The organism is Phaeobacter sp. G2 (genome assembly GCA_025163595.1).
GTDB lineage: Bacteria > Pseudomonadota > Alphaproteobacteria > Rhodobacterales > Rhodobacteraceae > Pseudophaeobacter.
Genome location: CP104100.1, coordinates 2709388 through 2727162 on the forward strand (window position 1 = coordinate 2709388; position 17775 = coordinate 2727162).

The window sequence follows — 17775 nt, forward strand, 5'->3', positions numbered from 1 at the left end:
TCTTTGCGGAATCATAGCTCTGCAACTTCGCCTATACTACCCGCAATTTCCGCTAGAATCGTAAAGTGAACCCATTCGATGACGAAGACTGTTTTTGACCTCATCAAAGCCCTGCTGAATGCCACACTGCTGTTGTTGGCGCTCTGCCTGTTTCTGGGCTGGCAACTCTTTGCCTCGGCCCATGATGTGGCAGATCGGTTGGGAGAAATCGGCACGCGTTTTGTGCCGGTTCAGACACAGTTGCAACGGATGAATGAGGAAATTTCAGCCTTGAACCTGGCCCTGAGCCAATCTGACACCCCGGACAGTACAGAGATGCGGTTGCGGCTCGCCAGATTGGAAGAGCAGCTGACGGGACTGAAAGAAGAAACCAAGTCCATCAGTGAACTGCCGGAGCAGGTGGTCACAGCTGCGGTCAAGACTGCGGCGATGGCTTTTTCAGATCAGATTGCCGCACATCTGCCGCGGCTTGAGAGCTGCCGCCCAAGTTCCGCAGCGCTGCTGCACTAACACCCCAAGACCCAGGCAAACAGTGACACCCCCGCAAGGGGTAAGCTGGGGCGCCAGATGCCCGCGCGCCAAAAGGCCGGGAGCAACGCAAGCGCTGCCCCCCAAGGCCTTGACGCCTTAGCCCGTCGCCTGCAGGTTCCGCACGGTGGCACCATAGCCACCGCCACTCACGTAGTCACGCTCAGGTTCGGTACTGTGGCGCAGCAATGCCTCGTTGCGGTAGGGGAAACGTCCAAATAGGCGGATCACTTCCCGGTGGGCACGGGCGTGCAACATATTGGACTCGCCGCTTTCTGGCATCCGTTCCTTCATCAGGCGCACACAACGCTCCTGATCGCAAAGGTTTTCGGAATGCATCAACGGCATGTAAAAAAACTGACGCGCCGGTTCGTCAATCTTCATATCCCATTTTCTCTGGATGGCGTTCTTGGCAGCACTGAGTGCCATACGATCAGAACGGAACGCCGCGCCGGTGCCGCGAAACATGTTGCGCGGGAACTGATCCATCAAGATGATATAGGCCAATGTCCCAGACGGATAGGTCAGCCACAGGGAAAACTTACCCTCACAGGCTGCGTCCCAGGTCTCCTTGAACCGCGTTGTAATGGTCTCATCCAGCGCCTCATCGCTCAGATACCAACCTTTTTCGCCAACTTCATCCAACCAGAACTTCAGGATATCTTCGGGCCCGTACATTGGTCCATCTCCACGTATTAATACCTAGGTTCACTTCAGACCATTTTGCATGGTGTTTACAAGCGACGTTAGGTCACTATTTGCAACATTTAGGACCGTTTGCTGAAATATTCCTCACAGAGCCATAGGGTTAGCGCAATCAGCCGGCCTCGCTGGCGGCTTCTTGCTCCTCAATCTCGGTCTCAATGGCATATTCCTGCGCAAACTCCACCACCACAGGCGAACCGCTGGGTGTCATTGGTGACATAATGCCGGTTTCGTCCGCGGGAATCGCTGCCCGCTGTGTGGTGCGATACAGCGCATAGACCGCGAGGGCGATCAGCAACACCGCCATGAACAGGAAATATCCCGACGGACCAAAGACTGCATCGCTCATGATCCAGCCGGTGATCACCGGCCCGGCAATGGCGCCCAAGCCGTTGATGAACACCAGCCCGCCAGAGGCCGCCGCCATATCATCGTGCTCCAGATAGTCATTGGTATGGGCGATCAGCAGTGAATACAGCGGGTTGGACATGCCACCGATAAAGAAGGCGGCCAGCAACAAAAAGCTGTACGACCCGCCCATCATCATCCCCATGAGCGCAGCCCCGCCGCCCAGAGCCGAGACCACAAGAACCAGAACCCGACGGTCCATCCAGTCTGACATCCAGCCCAGCGGATATTGCAGGACAATGGCACCGATATAGAAGGTGGCAATAAAAATGGAGATCTGCGACAGGGTCAGTCCTGCCTCGGCGGCATAGACCGCGCTCATGCCAAACTGAGCCGAAAAGACGCCCCCCAGCAAAAACATACCAACACAGCCCAGCGGCGAGACATTCATCAGCTCACGCAGCGACATGGGTTTTGTGGTGTCAAAGGCCGGAGTTGGGGAAATCGACAACAAAATTGGCGCAAACGAGACCGAGATCACCACCGAGGCAATGACAAAGGTCTCATATCCTGCCGGATCCCCCACCAACATCAGCGCCTGAGCCGCAACGATGCCCATCGTCTGCACGATCATATAAAGCGACAGCGCCTTGCCCCTGTTGGCATTGTCAGAGGCATTGTTGAGCCAGCTTTCCGCTGTGACATACACGCCAGAAAAGCAAAAACCGATCAGCGCCCGCCCCAGCATCCATGCAATGGGATTGGCCACCGCAGGATACAGGATCATGACCGCCGAGATCAGCGAGGCCAGCGCCGCAAAGACCCGCACATGACCAACGCGGCGGATCATCTCTGGCGCCAGGCGCGACCCGCCCAGAAAGCCGACAAAATAGGCCGACATCACAAAAGACATCTGCAGGGTCGAAAACCCTTCCATGGCGCCCCGCACCCCAAGAATGGTGCCCTGCATGCCATTGCCGATCATCAGCATGCCCATGCCCAAGAGTAGCGCCCAAGCGCTCGACAAAACCTGCAGCATTGCGATGTCTCCTTTACCGTTGAGCAAGTGTCCCTGAAACAAGTGTAACAGAGGCCCTTGCCCGTCTGATGTTGTTGACGGGGTGCCTTTGTAACCAAAGGCGGGTGTCGGTTGCGATTGATGGCGAATGATGTGCGTTTTCCGGCTTACATCAGTGCGGAAACTAGCCGCGCTTGTCTACCGTCATTTGCATCACTTCTGCACGGTATTCGTCTCTTGGGGCAATAAAAGCGACCCATCGCCATAAGAAAAGAAACGATAGCCACTTTTTACCGCGTGATCATAAATCTCGCGCACCCGCTCCTGCCCCATCAGCGCAGAGATCAGCATCAACAAGGTGGATTTTGGCAGGTGAAAGTTGGTCATCAGGGCATCAGCTGCATGGAAGGTAAATCCCGGATATATAAAGATATCCGTCTCGCCCTCCCAGGGCTGAACCGCACCAGAACGCGCTGCGCTCTCGATCAGGCGCAGGGCGGTGGTTCCCACCGGAATGACCCGGCCACCCGCGGCTTTGGTTGCGGCAATCTCAGCCGCGGCCTGCGGGCTGACCCGGCCCCATTCGGCATGCATCTTGTGGCTGGTCACATCTTCGACCTTTACCGGCAAAAAGGTGCCTGCGCCCACATGCAGGGTCACATAGGTGAACTGCACCTCCTTGGCGCTGAGCGCCGCCAGCAGCGCCTGGTCAAAATGCAAAGAGGCCGTCGGCGCGGCGACCGCACCAGAATGGCGGGCCCAGACGGTCTGGTAGTCTTCTTTGTCCTGATCATCAGCGGATCGTTTGGCGGCAATATAGGGCGGCAGCGGCATCGCACCCGCCGTATTAAGGGCGGCGTCAAAATCATCGCCCGTCAGGTTGAACCGCAACTGCCCCTGCCCGTCCGCGACGGCAACCAGTTCAGCTGATAGCGCCTCGGAAAACACCACGACCTCGCCGAGCTTGACCTTCTTGAGCGGCTTCAACAAGGCGGACCAACTGCCATCAGCCTTGGGATCCAACAGCGTCACTTCGACCTTGGCGGCCATTTTGCCCTGGGCGGTGTCGCGGTGGCGCAGGCCGGAAAGCCGCGCAGGGATGACCTTGGTGTCGTTCAGCACCAACCGGTCGCCAGGCTGCAACAGGTCAACAAGATCCGCCATATGACCATCGGTCAGCTGATCCGGCGTGGCCACCAGTAATCGCGCCGCGCTGCGCGGCGAAGCCGGGCGGGTGGCAATCAAATCTTCGGGCAGGTCAAAATCAAAATCGCTAAGTTTCATGCCGCCCCTTTAAGGGGTTTCTCCCGGCTTGGCCATGGGTCTTGCAGGGCACCAGCGCGACAAAGTCACAAGCGCCCTTACCGCTCACCGCCGGTGAAACTGCGCGGCTCAGAGGCAGGCTGTTGCGGCTCTTCCACCGGCGCGCCTGGCACCGTGGGCGCCTTGCCGCGAAAGATCTCGCGGAACATGCCAGGGGCCAGCGCTGACAGGGGATTGACGCTGACCTTTGGATCATCCGCCGAGCCCCGCAGCTTGAAAGCAAAGCCAAACAGCCCCTCGCCCTTGCGCGACACCACCCGGCCAATGGCATTGATGATATAGATCGGCGAGATCACCCCGCGCATGTTCAGCGCGCCGGAGTTCAGATCATAAATCCCGTCCATCGACAGTCCCATAGATGGCCCGACCGCGCTGCTTTCATGCAGGGTCAGATGGGTCGAACCCAGCCGGAACTTTGCCTCGACCCCGGTAAACAGGATGCCGCCACCGGATAATTCATCCACCAGACCAATGACGCTGATTGCATTCAACAGCGCCGCCATGGAGGGCGCATTTTTGATGCGAGTGTTCTTGATGTTGATCTCGCCGTCATATTCACCCGGCTGTTTTGCCGGCACCAACGTCATGTCAAAGCTGCCGCCCTCACCATGGCGCAAAATGCCTGCGGCCCTAAAAACCCCGCCTGCATCCTCGGCGCGGATCCGCGTGGCGATGCCCCCCGGTTTTGGCACCACGACCCCAGAGACTGGCGTGGCGCCATTCAGTTTGCCGGTGAATTGGCCATTAAGCCCGCCCTGGGTGGAAAACCGCCCCGCAAAGCCGCTCAAGGCGATACTTTCGGTGACCCGCAGACGCTCCAGCCGCATAGAGATCGGGCCGGACGGTGCACCGCCCCCAGAGCCCGCCCCGGTGCTGCTGCCACTTTCACCGGAAAAGGGCGCCTTTTGCAGATCAAGCGTGCCGCTGGTCACCTGAATTTCTGCCAGCCCATTGCGCAGGCCAATAAAGTTCACTGTCCCCCGCATCCAGTTGCCGACGGTTACCGCACTCAGATGCGCCTGCTGCAGCCCGCCGCTCTCCTTGGTGGTCACCCAGCCCTCAGCCTGCAATCCCGGCGCCTGCAGGCTCAGCCGGTCGACCCTGACGGGCGTTGCCAAGGTGACATCCATATCCAGCTGCCCCCGGCGCTCCGGGGGGTTGCGCCAACTGATCTGGGGGATGCGCAGATCCAACCCAGCCAGATCAGAGCTAAACTGCAGCTGCGGCGGCTGGTCGGGCAGCAGATCCAGCTGATACCGCCCCTGCCCCCGGCCTGTAACCGTGCCTTTGGGCAGGCCAATTTGCAGGGTGTCAATGGCTTGCGGGCTGATCTCGATCTGGCCGGTCACCCGACTGGCCGGGCTGGCCTCTGGTCCCACGGCCTGGCTCCAGTTTGCGGTGACCGGGATACCCGACAGGCTGCCCGCCCCCGACAGCGCCACCCGCCCCTGATCGCCGCGCAGCACCAGAACCGGCGCTGCCACCACATGGTTGGGGACCAAAGTGTCGCTCTGCACCGCGCTGACGGTGCCCTGGTAGTGGTATTTGATCTCTTCGGGCGGCACCTCAGGTTTAAGCGGCAGGGCCAAAGTACCGACCACATGCACCCGCCCGTCAGCCAGATCAACAGGCAGCTGCGCCTTGTCCAAAATGGAAAGCGGCGGACGGTTCAGCAACGACAGCCCTGCTGTCACAGTGCCTTCAGCCACCACCCGGGCGATCCCCGGCGTGCCATCGCGCACCGAAGTATCCGGGATAATAAACGAGGTTCCGGCGACCTGCACCTCGCCCCCCTCGTCTGCGGTCACCGTCCCCGCGGAGGCCACAACAACCATTCGTGTGTTATAAAGATTAAAATGACCAGCGCCGCCCTTTACTCGTGGCATGTGTTTTTGGAATTTGACATCGGCATTGGTGAAATTGGCATCCAGCGCGTAAAACGGCTTGGCCCGGCCTTTTCCGCGCAGGGCAAAATTCACGTCCTGAGCCTGGGCCTGAAAAACATTTTGCAGCACCCATTGGCGTGGCTTCTCCGCAGCCCCAGTGGGCCACAGCGATTTCACCTGCGCCAGGTCCAAGTGGTCAGACCGGGCATCCAGGGCGTATTCCCAGCCTTCGGGACCGGTTTCAAACTTGCCATTCAAACGGATCTGGCGGCCCTCATGCTCGACCAGCATCTCGCCGAGCTGAAAACGGAAGGGATCGGGCTGCAGCCGGAAATCCACCGTCACGCCCTCAAAAACCTGCGGTGCCGAATAAAGCCCGCGCGGATTGAGGGTAAGATCGGTGAACCGCAACTGCCCCACCAGATCGGTCAACCGACCGTCCGAGATCCCCGCCAGCTCAGCATCGCCCTCCATGGTGCCAGAGCCCCAGCCACTGTTGATCTTCAACTCATCAAACTGCAGGCGCTGTTCCAAAGGGAAGAAGGTGAAATAACTATGGGCCCCGTGGATCGGAATGGGCAGGGTTTCCGGCGAGGGCTGGATCACCCCTTCGCCGATTTGCAGGCTGGCTGACAGAGGCAACAAAGTGCCCTCGCTGGTGATACCGCCGCGCAAAGACCCCGAGATCGACGCCCGCAGCACCTGCAGCCAGCCGAGAGCCGGCGCCTGCACCGCGATGTCTTCGCTGGCGATATCGCTGACCAGAATCCCAAATTCGGCGGCGGCATCGCCAATATCGGATTTGTAATTCGCCTCAACCGCGCCCACGTCCTGACGCCCGCTCAGCACTGAAAAGCCTGAGGAAATGGTCAAGGCCTGGGCCTGGCGGGTAAATCGCACATGGCCGCCATCCAGGGTCCAGACCCGGCCAAGCCGCGCGTCCTCATAGCGCAGGGTTACCCCATCGGTGGAAATCTCGGTCAGAGATGACAGCACCGGCAATTCGAACTGGCTGTCCCATTGTTCGATCAATTGCGGCAGGTTGGCGGCCTGGCGCAGCGGTGAGCCTTCCTGGGAAAGGCTGAGCGCTATCCCATCGGATTCGCGCCGCAGACTGGCATAGAGCCCACTGAGAAATATACGTTTGGGCTGGATCTTGCCCCGCAGCAGGGGCCGCATTGCCATGGCAATTTCGGCATCGGCCAGTTGCACGATCGCCGTTCCATCCGCCGCACGCAGGGTAACATCGCGCATCCCGATACGGGGTCTCCACCCGTGATTCACCACAAAGTTGAGATCGCCAAATTCAAGCGTCAGCCCATTCAAATCCTGCGCAATACGGGTTTCCAGGCGCTGTCGCAGCCACTGTGGCGCATCCATTCTGGTGCCGATCCCAAAATAGATCGCCCCGGCCCCCAGAAAGCACAAAAAGGCCAGCAACCGGATAGCCCAACGCAGGGCGCGCAGACGCCGCGGCCTGCGCCGCTGCGCGGGCTGCCCCACAAGCTCATCGACAGACCGCGCGACGAGATCTTCATTTTCCCCAACTGGTTCGATCAGTGTTTATCCTTTGGCCACGATAGCCTAACTATATCAGACAGCCCTTGCCAAACCGTTCGGGGTCCACTCATCTGGAGCCAAGGGTTTGCGCCCCCACATGTTCAGGAGACCACATAAATGCTCGATGCAACTGATCAGGCCCCTCTGTTTTGCCTGCCCCGTGATGGCGGCGGTGACGTCTCTCTTGCAGAGTTAAAAGGCCAAGCCGTTGTTCTGTTTTTCTATCCCCGCGATGATACCCCGGGCTGCACCAAAGAATCCATCGGGTTTTCTGCCCATCTGCAAGGCTTTGCCGATGCCGGCGCCCTGGTTTTTGGAATTTCCAAAGACACAGTGTCCAAGCACGATAAATTCATCGCAAAACACGAGCTGACCACGCCGCTATTGTCCGATGCGGAAGCCAGTACCTGTGAAGACTACGGGGTCTGGAAAGAAAAAAACATGTACGGCAAAAAGCACTGGGGGATTGAGCGCTCGACCTTTTTGATTGACGCCGAGGGGCGCATTGCCCGCGTCTGGCGCAGGGTCAAGGTTCCTGGTCATGTGGAAGAGGTGCTGGAGGCTGCCCAATCTCTGCAATAGCCCAGTCTGCCATAGGTCAGCCTCTGCAATAGCCCAGTCCATGTTATAGTCCGGTGTAACAGCCGGGTATTTATCAGGTCTGCTTAGGTCTGCGGCTAAATCTTGGGCAGTTCAGAAAAGCTGGGATCGATAGATTTGCGCCCGGCCCGCCCTGGTTCTGCTGTTGTTGTGCTCAGGCTTTGGCTGGCGTCAAGCGCGCCCCCAAGGTACGTGAGGCTCTGCCTCACACTCCGAGGTATTTGTCGTAAGATGAAAGGGCGGCAGCCGCGCTGCAGTGGCGCGGATTTACGACAGATTCCCTGTGGAAACTTTCCTGAAACTCCCTGGCACTTTTGTGCCCTTCGCCTTTTGTTTGTAAGGATCTCATATGACCGCTCCACTTACCCTCGCACAGATGGCCAATGAGGTCTTGACCACCGCCGATGGCGCCGCAAAGGCCGCCCTGTCACGCCGCCATGCCGCAGCCTGGTTTGCCGCCCGCAAACAGGACCCCTGTGCAATAGAGATCGGTACCGCCAATCCGCCGCTACACCCGGCCCGCCCGGAAAAGCCTGAGCTGCTCAATCCGCGCGACGTGCCAAAGCGCAAGCCCGGATCTGAGGCCGGTCGCATCGCCCTGTTGCATGCAGTTGCCCATATTGAGCTCAACGCGGTTGATCTGCACTGGGATATCATTGCGCGCTTTTCCCATGTCGCCCTGCCGATGGGGTTCTTTGATGATTGGGTCAAGGCAGCGGATGAGGAATCCAAACATTTTGGCCTGATGTGCGACTGTCTGGAAAGCCTTGGCAGTTATTACGGTGCCCTGCCGGCCCACCGGGGCATGTGGCAGGCCGCTGAAGATACCGTCGAGGATTTGATGGGGCGCCTGGCCGTGGTACCGATGGTATTGGAGGCGCGCGGGCTTGATGTAACCCCCGGCATGATAAAGATTTTCCGCCAGGCAAAACTCACCCAGGCGGTGGAGGCGCTGGAGGTGATCTATGCAGAGGAAGTCAGCCATGTGGCCTATGGGTCCAAGTGGTTCTATTTCCTGTGTGGTCGGGACAATCTGGATCCCAAGGAGGTTTTTCACAGCCTGGTCGGGAAATATTTCCGCAGCACGCTGAAGCCGCCTTTCAATGAAGAAAAGCGTGCCGATGCCGGTATTCCGCCAGATTTCTACTGGCCACTTGCAGATCAGATCAAACCAATTGCCGGGGTCTGACCGCGTCAATCGAAAACAGCTGCAACAGCCATCTTGCGCAAAAGCTTAGGCAAGTCTCCTACTGGCTGCTCTCCAAAAGCCTAAGCCGGGACGACCACCGGCGCTGAGATAGCCGCCCACAGCACCTTTGCCAGTGGCAATATTCCGCCCAAATCCGCCTCCCATTGCCACAAACCGATGGGAGCACACCCAAAAACCGCCTTCACACTTGCCCACAGGCTGCCGCATGGCTAATGATTTTGCGCAGAGTTCTGCAGCTGGGGATGGCAGCGGTTCTGCAAAATAGGGATGGGACAAGGATCAGCACGTGCGAACACGTCTGGCTATCAAGATACACTCATTTCTGGAAAGCCGTTTTCCAGAACGCCGAGTTTTTTTAAAATCGGATACCGATACCCGCTTTATACGGCTGCGGCCGAGCACACAGCTGGTCGCCGTCACCGGGATGGTGGCCTTTGTTGCCTGGTCCATTGTCGCCACGGCGATTGTCCTGATGGATAGCATTGGCTCCGGAAATTTTCGCGAACAGGCCAAGCGAGACCAGCTCACCTATCGTGCCCGGATTGACGATATCGCACACGAACGTGACACACGCGCCGAAGAGGCTTTGGCGGCGCAGCAACGGTTCAACGCTGCCCTGGCGCAGATTTCCATGATGCAGTCAGAATTGCTCACTTCGGAAACCCGGCGCCAGGAGCTAGAAACCGGCATCGAGGTCATTCAGACAACCCTACGACAGACCATGACCCAGCGTGACGGAACCCGCGCCGAACTGGAAGAATTGCGCCAAGACACCAAGGCAGATTGGGACACGCCCATGGCGGCAGCAGCTGCGCCCCTGCAGATGGATTTCCTGTCTACTGCCCTGTCGGAAACGGCAACTGAGCGTGATCAGATAGAAAACGACGCACGCGAAGCCCTGGAACAGCGCGCTGAAATGGAGCTGGAGCTGGAGCTGCTCAACGAGCGCAACGACCAGATTTTCCGCCAACTGGAAGAGGCGGTTGCCGTATCGGTGGCCCCCCTGGACAAAATGTTTAAAAATGCCGGCATGCCGCCAGATCGTATTCTGGAGCAGGTGCGCCGCGGATATAGCGGTCAGGGCGGTCCGCTCACCCCTTTAGCCCTGTCCACCCGCGGTGAGGAACCCTCCGCGGATGAGCTGCGCGCCAACCAGATTCTCAATCAGTTGGACCAGTTGAACCTCTACCGGATGGCAGCCCAGCAGGCGCCTTTTGCCACCCCTGTCAATCTGAACCTGGTGCGTCAGTCTTCGGGCTATGGCTACCGGCGTGACCCTAAAACAGGCGGCCGTCGCCTGCACAAAGGGTCTGATTTTGCCGGCCGCACCGGCACCGATATCTTTGCCACCGCCGATGGCATCGTCACCCATGCCGGCTGGCAATCCGGTTATGGCAAACTTGTTACCATTCAGCATGCCTTTGGGATTGAGACGAAATACGCTCATAACTCAAATCTGCGCGTTAAGGTGGGCCAAAGGGTCTCGCGCGGCGATCACATTGCTGATATGGGTACGACCGGACGGTCCACCGGAACCCACCTCCACTATGAGGTAAGGGTCAATGGCAAACCCGTAAACCCGATGATCTATATCAAGGCTGCAAGAAATGTTTTCTAAAAGCAAAATCAATGAGCCCGGACCTAAACAGGCCGAGGCAACCCCCACAGCGGCTCCTGCGGCCTCATCCGCACCTGCTGCTGCACCTGCAAGCGATTACAAGCCCTCTGCCCCAAAGGCAAAGCCGCCCGCATCGCTGCTGAGCTCGGATCTGCACATTACCGGCAATCTGAAAACCTCGGGTGACATCCAGGTCGAAGGCACCGTCGAAGGCGATATTCGCGCCCACCTGCTGACCGTTGGCGAAACCGCCACCATCAAAGGCGAAGTGATTGCTGATGATGTTGTGGTTAATGGTCGTGTTGTTGGACGGGTGCGCGGCCTCAAGGTGCGGCTCACCGCCACTGCCCGTGTCGAAGGCGACATCATCCACAAGACCATCGCGATTGAGAGCGGAGCCCATTTTGAAGGCTCGGTTCAGCGTCAGGATGACCCGCTGACCGCTGGCGGCAAAAAGGCCATGCCAGCCGCTGCGCCTACAGCAGCAGCTCCGGCCTCGACGTCTTCAGCCCCCTCGGCGGCCGTCAAAGCGGCAGCAGCTGCAGCCAAGGCTGACAGCTAACCCATAGGCTGACATGGCTCTGGGCCCTGGGGAACAGAGTGAAAGATAAAAACCGCCGCAGATTGGCTCTGCGGCGGTTTTCTTTTCTCAGATCCGCTTTGGATTAAGAAATTTTAGTTCTCAGCGTTCACCCCTTGAGGGGAATAGGTGTCAGGTATTCTATAAAGAAAATTGGTGTGGCACATGCCGGTTATTCTAGGTGCACTGGCCGTTTTGGCGGCTGCCTTTATTGGATCCAACGGGCGCGCAATGCGGCGGCCCACAGCAGGCCGTTTCGCGGCTGTCACGTCGGCTCTATAAGCTGAGCGCCCAAAGCCATTTCAACGTGTTTGTCAGCCTCATTCAGGGCATCACCAAATATGGCAACGGCACCCCCTGACCCAGCCGCAAAAAACCGCACTGGAGGAGGTCCAGCGCGGTTTGAAGATCAGCTAGGATCTGAGTGTTCCCCGGTGATTAGGACCAGGGAACCAATACCTTACTCGGTGACGGTCACTTTGCTCATCATGTCGGGTTTGCCCACAACAGAGCCATTGCCGCCGGTGCCCAGTTTGATTGCATCTACCACATCCATGCCTTCAGTCACCTGACCAACAACGGTGTATTGCCCGTTGAGGAAATGACCAGGTTTGAACATGATAAAGAACTGCGAATTGGCGCTATTGGGATTTTGTGAGCGCGCCATGCCAACGATACCGCGATCAAAGGGGCGTTCAGAAAATTCGGCAGGCAGATCGGCCAGATCAGAGCCGCCCATGCCGGCGCGGCTCATGTCGCCACCCATTTTGCCAAACTGAACATCGCCCGTCTGCGCCATGAAGCCATCAATCACCCGGTGGAACACCACCCCGTCATATTTGCCCGCAGCTGCCAAAGCAGTGATTTGTTCCACATGTTTCGGGGCGAGGTCCTCAAACAGGTCGATTTTGACGGTGCCATTGGCATCGCCTTCGATCTGGATTTCCAGCCCGGCCGCCAGTGTCGAGCTGGCCAGGAGGGAAAAGACGGCTGCCAGTTTAAACATCTGCGGCCACCTTGACGCTGATCATACGATCCGGGTTCGCAGGGGGCTCGCCTTTGACGATGGCATCAACGTGTTCCATGCCTTCAATCACCCGGCCATAGACGGTGTATTGATTGTTGAGGAAATGGTTGTCTTTGAAGTTGATGAAGAACTGCGAGTTGGCCGAATCCGGGTTGGCGGAGCGGGCAGCGCCCAGAGTGCCGCGGTCATGTGGCAGGCTGGAGAACTCAGCAGGCAGGTTTGGCAGCGACGAGCCACCGGTGCCAGCCGCACGGAGGTTAAAGCCGTCTTCCATATCGCCATTGGCCACATCGCCGGTCTGCGCCATGAAGCCGTCGATCACCCGGTGGAAGCAGACGTTGTCATACTCACCTGCGCGCGCCAGCTCTTTCATGCGCTCGGCATGTTTGGGGGCCACGTCCGCCAGCAATTCGATGACAACATTGCCATCCTTCAGCTCAACAATGACGGTGTTTTCTGGATCTTTGATATCGGCCATGAGGCCCTCCTGTCTGCAAAATTTGCAACGATAGTTAAGGGTAGCGCTCGCAATTGCCAAGGGAGCATTGACTGACGGCCAAAAAGCGCTGAAAGAACAGCGTGATTACCCGCGATATTTGCACAGAGGAGCCTCTGATGGGCTGGAAAACACTCGACGATATGGATCTGAACGGCAAACGCGTCCTGGTGCGTGTGGACATCAACGTCCCTCTTCTGGAGGGCGTGGTGACCGATTCCACCCGAATCCGCCGCATTGCGCCCACCGTGCGAGACATTCTGGCAGCCGGAGGTCGGCCGATCCTGCTGGCGCATTTTGGCCGCCCCAGTGGCGAGCGGCGCGAGAACCTGTCGCTGAAGCAGCTGATCCCAACCTTGGAGCGCGCCTTTGAAACCCGTGTCCGCTTCGCTGCTGATTGCGTTGGCGAAGGCGCCAAGGAGGCCGCAAGCACCCTGCAGCCTGGCGAAGTGCTGCTGCTGGAAAACACCCGGTTCCACGCCACTGAAACCAAAAACGACCCGGATCTGGCCGCTTCCATGGCAGAGCTGGGCGACATTTATTGCAATGATGCCTTTTCTGCAGCGCATCGCGCCCATAGCTCCACCGAGGCCCTGGCGCGACTGCTGCCCGCATGCGCGGGCCGCTTGATGCAGGCCGAGCTGCAGGCCCTGGAAAGCGCGCTTGGGGCGCCGAACCGCCCGGTGACGGCTGTTGTTGGTGGCGCCAAGGTCTCGACCAAGCTGGAGCTGCTGGGCAATCTGGTGGAAAAGGTCGATTATCTGATCATCGGTGGCGGCATGGCCAATACCTTTCTTGTCGCCAAAGGCCTGTCCGTGGGCGTTTCCCTAGCTGAACGGATGATGAAGGACACCGCCGCGCAGATTATGGCCAAGGCCGAGAAGACCGGCTGCAAGATCATCCTGCCCAGCGACATTGTGGTCACCGAAAAATTTGAATCCCACGCGCCGCACCAAGTGCTGCCCGCAGATCAGTGCCCGGACAATGGCATGATCCTGGACGCAGGCCCCGAAAGCCTGAAGGTGATCAATGACATCTTTGAACAGAGCAAAACCCTGATCTGGAATGGCCCGCTTGGCGCTTTTGAATTTGAGCCCTTTGATGCCGCCACCAATGCAGCTGCCCTGAAAGCCGCAGCGCTGGCCCGTGCGGGCCGGTTGACAGCGGTGGCAGGCGGTGGCGACACGGTCGCGGCGCTAAATGCTTCGGGCGCGGCGGGGGATTTCACCTATATCTCCACAGCCGGAGGCGCCTTTTTGGAATGGATGGAGGGCAAAACCCTTCCCGGTGTGGCCGCGCTGAGCCGGCACGAATAAGGCACCCTGGGCCCCTTCACAGCAAAGGCAAGGCTACGACCACCGATCCGGGATTTCTCTGGGATCGGTGGTTTGTCTTTTGCGGCTATCAATCTGGTCTGCAAGGCAAAATCCTTAATAAAACCTTAAGGCGAAAAATTCTGTACCCGCGGCGTTAAAAGGGGATTCACAAAGCGAATCACATATGCCATAACAAAGCCAGAGGCCGGAACAACTGGCCCAACAGCAGACTTGAGCAGTAAACATACAGGCACTTCCATTGACCCGAAGCCACAAGCCTTCCCTAGGTTCGTTCGTCTTTTTTGTCGTCGCATTTGCGCTGGGCGCATATTTTACCTTTGCGGCGGTGCAGGGTGATTTTGGGTTGTTCAGAAGGGTTGAGATCCAGGCCGGAGCCGATGAGCTTCGTCTGGATCTTGATCGCCTGACCCTGGAGATTGCCGAGATCGAGAATCTCACCCATCGCCTGTCCGACGATTATCTCGATCTGGACCTGCTGGATGAACAGGCGCGCTCGGTGCTCGGCCTGTTGCGCGCTGACGAAATCGTTATCCGTTAAACGCTTTTTGCACCCCTCCTGTGTCACAGCTAACGGATCTGGCTGTTGAACAGGGCTGATCATCATGCAACCATAGAATAAATGCTCTGCGGCAGCAGGTCATCCAGCGCGCCAGTTTTGCCCGCTTCTGGGCCTGTACTGCGGTGAAATGACCTGAGGTCAGAATAAGTCTCGCCAGCCACGCCAAATTCAACTATTAAATAGTTTAACACTAAACTATCTAGCCTCAAGGGGGAGCCCGCACCGATGGCAGCTAGGAAAAGCACAAAGAAAACAAATGTTTCTGCCGAGGAACTGACCCAATATTACCGCGACATGTTGTTGATCCGTCGATTCGAAGAAAAGGCCGGTCAGCTCTATGGCATGGGCCTTATTGGCGGGTTCTGTCACCTTTATATCGGTCAGGAAGCCGTTGTTGTCGGCCTGGAGGCCGCCGCACAAGAGGGCGACAAGCGCATCACCTCTTATCGCGATCACGGTCACATGCTGGCCTGTGGCATGGATCCAAATGGCGTTATGGCCGAGCTGACCGGGCGCGAAGGTGGTCTGTCCAAAGGCAAGGGCGGATCCATGCATATGTTCTCGAAAGAGAAGCATTTCTACGGTGGCCACGGTATTGTTGGCGCGCAGGTGCCACTGGGGGCCGGTCTGGCTTTTGCCGATAAATACAAAGACAATGGCCGGGTGACCTTTACCTATTTTGGCGATGGTGCGGCCAACCAGGGCCAAGTCTATGAGACCTTCAATATGGCCGCCATCTGGGATCTGCCGGTGGTTTTTGTCATCGAGAACAACCAATACGCCATGGGCACGGCGCAGGCGCGCTCGACCTCGACCCCCGACATCTACACCCGCGGTGAGGCCTTTGGCATCCCCGGTGAAGCCGTTGACGGCATGGATGTTCTGGCGGTCAAGGATGCCAGCGAACGGGCCACGGCCCACTGTCGCTCCGGTAAGGGGCCTTATATTCTAGAGGTCAAAACCTACCGCTACCGGGGTCATTCGATGTCGGACCCGGCCAAGTACCGCACCCGCGAAGAGGTGCAAAAGATGCGCAGCGAGCGCGATCCCATCGAACAGGTTCGTGATCTTCTCCTGACTGGCAAACATGCCACCGAAGAGGATTTGAAAGCGATCGACAAAGAGATCAAAGAGGTGGTGAACCAATCCGCCGAATTTGCCCGTACCAGCCCGGAACCAGCGCTCGAAGAGCTCTGGACCGACATCTACGCTTGAGGGGAAGAGAAAAGATATGGCAACTGAAATTCTGATGCCCGCCCTGTCGCCCACTATGGAAGAGGGCACCCTGGCCAAATGGCTGGTCAAGGAAGGCGATACCGTCAAATCTGGCGATGTAATGGCTGAGATCGAAACCGATAAGGCAACTATGGAGTTTGAGGCTGTTGATGAAGGTATCATCGGCAAGATCCTGATCTCTGAAGGCTCTGAGGGCGTAAAGGTGAATACGCCAATTGCGGTCCTGGTAGAAGAAGGCGAGAGCCTGGACGCTGCGCCTGCGGCGAGCAATGAAGCGCCGGCGGCCGGGGCACCTGCGGCGCCCGCAGCCCCCGCCGCTGCTGCCGCGGCTCCAGCAGCCCCTGACGTGGATGACAGCCCCGACTGGCCGGAAGGCACCGAGGTGGTTAAAACCACGGTCCGTGAAGCCCTGCGCGACGCTATGGCCGAAGAGATGCGTGGCAATGAAAACGTCTTTTTGATGGGCGAAGAAGTCGCCGAATACGAGGGCGCCTACAAGATCAGCCAGGGCTTGCTGGACGAATTTGGCCCCAAGCGGGTCATCGACACCCCGATCACCGAACACGGCTTTGCCGGGATCGCCACTGGCGCGGCCTTTGGCGGCTTGAACCCCATTGTTGAGTTCATGACCTTCAATTTCGCCATGCAGGCGATTGACCAAATCATCAACTCGGCGGCCAAGACGCTTTATATGTCTGGCGGTCAGATGGGGGCACCTATGGTGTTCCGTGGCCCCAATGGCGCTGCCGCTCGTGTTGGCGCCCAGCACAGCCAGGACTATGCCGCCTGGTATATGCAGGTGCCTGGTCTCAAGGTTGTCATGCCCTATTCGGCCTCTGACGCCAAAGGCCTGCTGAAATCCGCGATCCGCGATCCCAACCCGGTGATCTTCCTGGAAAATGAGATCCTCTATGGTCGGTCCTTTGACGTGCCCAAGATGGATGACTTCACCGTTCCCTTTGGCAAGGCCCGGATCTGGCGCGAAGGCTCTGACGCCACCATCGTCTCCTTTGGTATCGGCATGCAATACGCCCTTGAAGCGGCAGAAAAGTTGGCCGAAGAGGGCATCTCGGCCGAAGTGATCGACCTGCGCACCCTGCGCCCGATGGATCTGCCCACAGTGATAAAATCGGTGATGAAGACCAACCGCCTGGTCACCGTCGAGGAAGGCTGGCCTCAGGGCTCTGTTGGCAGCTATATCGCCTCTGAGGTGATGCAGCAGGCCTTTGATTATCTGGATGCCCCGGTGATCACCTGCACCGGCAAGGACGTGCCCATGCCCTATGCCGCCAACCTGGAACGCCATGCGCTGATCACCACCGACGAGGTTGTGGCAGCCGTGAAGCAAGTAACCTATCGGTAAGTCATGTTTGAGGCCATCACCTTCCCCCTAAGCTCTGCGACTGAACACGGCAGTTTGGTTCTTTTGGAACGCGACAGCATCCAGGGAGACAAGCGCCCTGTTCAGTATTGGACAGCCGGGAAGCGGGATGGTCTCAAAACTCAGTTCAAAGAGGTCATGGACCTGACCAGAGCCGAGAATGCCTGCGGCTCCAACAGCGGGCGGATACCCGGTAAAGACCTCTGCGAGGATGAGACCGGTGACCACCCACCGTTTTCGAGTGCAACCGCGCACCACAAACTTTTTCCGATGTCCCTGAAAGAGCACGAACTGTCCTTCGGCGCCTATGGGACTTTTGACATAGACTCCATGTCTTTTGACATGGCGAGCTAGGGGAACCAC

At 58.2% G+C, this 17775-nt stretch carries 17 protein-coding genes; 11 read left to right on the plus strand and 6 right to left on the minus strand.

Annotated features, from left to right (window positions below):
* Positions 1 to 78: 78 nt before the first annotated feature.
* On the plus strand, positions 79 to 510 hold the full coding sequence (locus tag N1037_12850; protein UWS78172.1) for a hypothetical protein: 432 nt from the start codon (positions 79 to 81) through the stop codon (positions 508 to 510).
* Between the two features lie 117 nt (positions 511 to 627).
* On the opposite strand, the gene N1037_12855 is transcribed toward N1037_12850, so the two are convergent.
* The 4 genes from N1037_12855 to N1037_12870 all read right to left on the minus strand — a co-directional run bounded on the left by N1037_12855 (position 628) and on the right by N1037_12870 (position 7188).
* Positions 628 to 1206 (minus strand): DUF924 domain-containing protein, encoded by a 579-nt coding sequence (locus tag N1037_12855; protein ID UWS78173.1) that lies wholly within the window; start codon positions 1204 to 1206, stop codon positions 628 to 630.
* Positions 1207 to 1345: 139 nt separating this feature from the next.
* Positions 1346 to 2620: an MFS transporter gene (locus N1037_12860; protein UWS78174.1), complete on the minus strand. Its 1275-nt coding sequence runs from the start codon at positions 2618 to 2620 to the stop codon at positions 1346 to 1348.
* A 192-nt stretch (positions 2621 to 2812) separates the two neighbouring features.
* Positions 2813 to 3883 carry a tRNA preQ1(34) S-adenosylmethionine ribosyltransferase-isomerase QueA gene (gene queA / locus N1037_12865; GenBank protein UWS78175.1) on the minus strand — a complete coding sequence of 357 codons (1071 nt, stop codon included), beginning with the start codon at positions 3881 to 3883 and terminating at the stop codon, positions 2813 to 2815.
* 77 nt (positions 3884 to 3960) lie between these two features.
* Complete coding sequence (locus tag N1037_12870) at positions 3961 to 7188, minus strand: DUF3971 domain-containing protein (GenBank protein ID UWS78176.1); 3228 nt, start codon at positions 7186 to 7188, stop codon at positions 3961 to 3963.
* 297 nt (positions 7189 to 7485) lie between these two features.
* On the opposite strand from N1037_12870, the gene N1037_12875 reads away from it, so the two are divergent.
* From N1037_12875 to N1037_12895, 5 genes are all read left to right on the plus strand, one after another.
* Positions 7486 to 7950, plus strand: a complete 465-nt coding sequence (locus N1037_12875) for a peroxiredoxin (protein UWS78177.1) — start codon at positions 7486 to 7488, stop codon at positions 7948 to 7950.
* Positions 7951 to 8317: 367 nt separating this feature from the next.
* Positions 8318 to 9157: a ferritin-like domain-containing protein gene (locus N1037_12880; protein UWS78178.1), complete on the plus strand. Its 840-nt coding sequence runs from the start codon at positions 8318 to 8320 to the stop codon at positions 9155 to 9157.
* 307 nt (positions 9158 to 9464) lie between these two features.
* Positions 9465 to 10796, plus strand: coding sequence for a DUF5930 domain-containing protein (locus N1037_12885; protein ID UWS78179.1), 1332 nt, complete (start codon positions 9465 to 9467; stop codon positions 10794 to 10796).
* On the plus strand, positions 10786 to 11358 hold the full coding sequence (locus tag N1037_12890) for a polymer-forming cytoskeletal protein (protein UWS78180.1): 573 nt from the start codon (positions 10786 to 10788) through the stop codon (positions 11356 to 11358). Before N1037_12885 ends, N1037_12890 begins: the two co-directional genes overlap by 11 nt.
* Before the next feature lie 229 nt (positions 11359 to 11587).
* Positions 11588 to 11737 carry a hypothetical protein gene (locus N1037_12895; protein ID UWS78181.1) on the plus strand — a complete coding sequence of 50 codons (150 nt, stop codon included), beginning with the start codon at positions 11588 to 11590 and terminating at the stop codon, positions 11735 to 11737.
* A gap of 99 nt (positions 11738 to 11836) precedes the next feature.
* On the opposite strand, the gene N1037_12900 is transcribed toward N1037_12895, so the two are convergent.
* Both N1037_12900 and N1037_12905 read right to left on the minus strand, forming a co-directional pair.
* Entirely contained in the window at positions 11837 to 12382 is a 546-nt protein-coding gene (locus N1037_12900) for a peptidylprolyl isomerase (protein ID UWS78182.1), read from the minus strand.
* Positions 12375 to 12881 carry a peptidylprolyl isomerase gene (locus N1037_12905; protein ID UWS78183.1) on the minus strand — a complete coding sequence of 169 codons (507 nt, stop codon included), beginning with the start codon at positions 12879 to 12881 and terminating at the stop codon, positions 12375 to 12377. Before N1037_12905 ends, N1037_12900 begins: the two co-directional genes overlap by 8 nt.
* A 137-nt stretch (positions 12882 to 13018) precedes the next feature.
* Between N1037_12905 and N1037_12910 the strand changes: the two genes are divergently transcribed.
* The 5 genes from N1037_12910 (at position 13019) to N1037_12930 (ending at position 17766) form a co-directional block, all read left to right on the plus strand.
* Positions 13019 to 14215, plus strand: coding sequence for a phosphoglycerate kinase (locus N1037_12910; GenBank protein UWS78184.1), 1197 nt, complete (start codon positions 13019 to 13021; stop codon positions 14213 to 14215).
* Positions 14216 to 14474: 259 nt separating this feature from the next.
* Positions 14475 to 14774: a septum formation initiator family protein gene (locus N1037_12915; GenBank protein ID UWS78185.1), complete on the plus strand. Its 300-nt coding sequence runs from the start codon at positions 14475 to 14477 to the stop codon at positions 14772 to 14774.
* 246 nt (positions 14775 to 15020) lie between these two features.
* A complete protein-coding gene (pdhA, locus tag N1037_12920) occupies positions 15021 to 16010 on the plus strand; it encodes a pyruvate dehydrogenase (acetyl-transferring) E1 component subunit alpha (GenBank protein UWS78186.1) in 990 nt (329 codons plus the stop codon).
* A 16-nt stretch (positions 16011 to 16026) separates the two neighbouring features.
* Complete coding sequence (locus N1037_12925; protein UWS78187.1) at positions 16027 to 17394, plus strand: pyruvate dehydrogenase complex E1 component subunit beta; 1368 nt, start codon at positions 16027 to 16029, stop codon at positions 17392 to 17394.
* A gap of 3 nt (positions 17395 to 17397) precedes the next feature.
* Positions 17398 to 17766: a hypothetical protein gene (locus tag N1037_12930; protein ID UWS78188.1), complete on the plus strand. Its 369-nt coding sequence runs from the start codon at positions 17398 to 17400 to the stop codon at positions 17764 to 17766.
* The last annotated feature ends 9 nt before the right edge of the window (positions 17767 to 17775 follow it).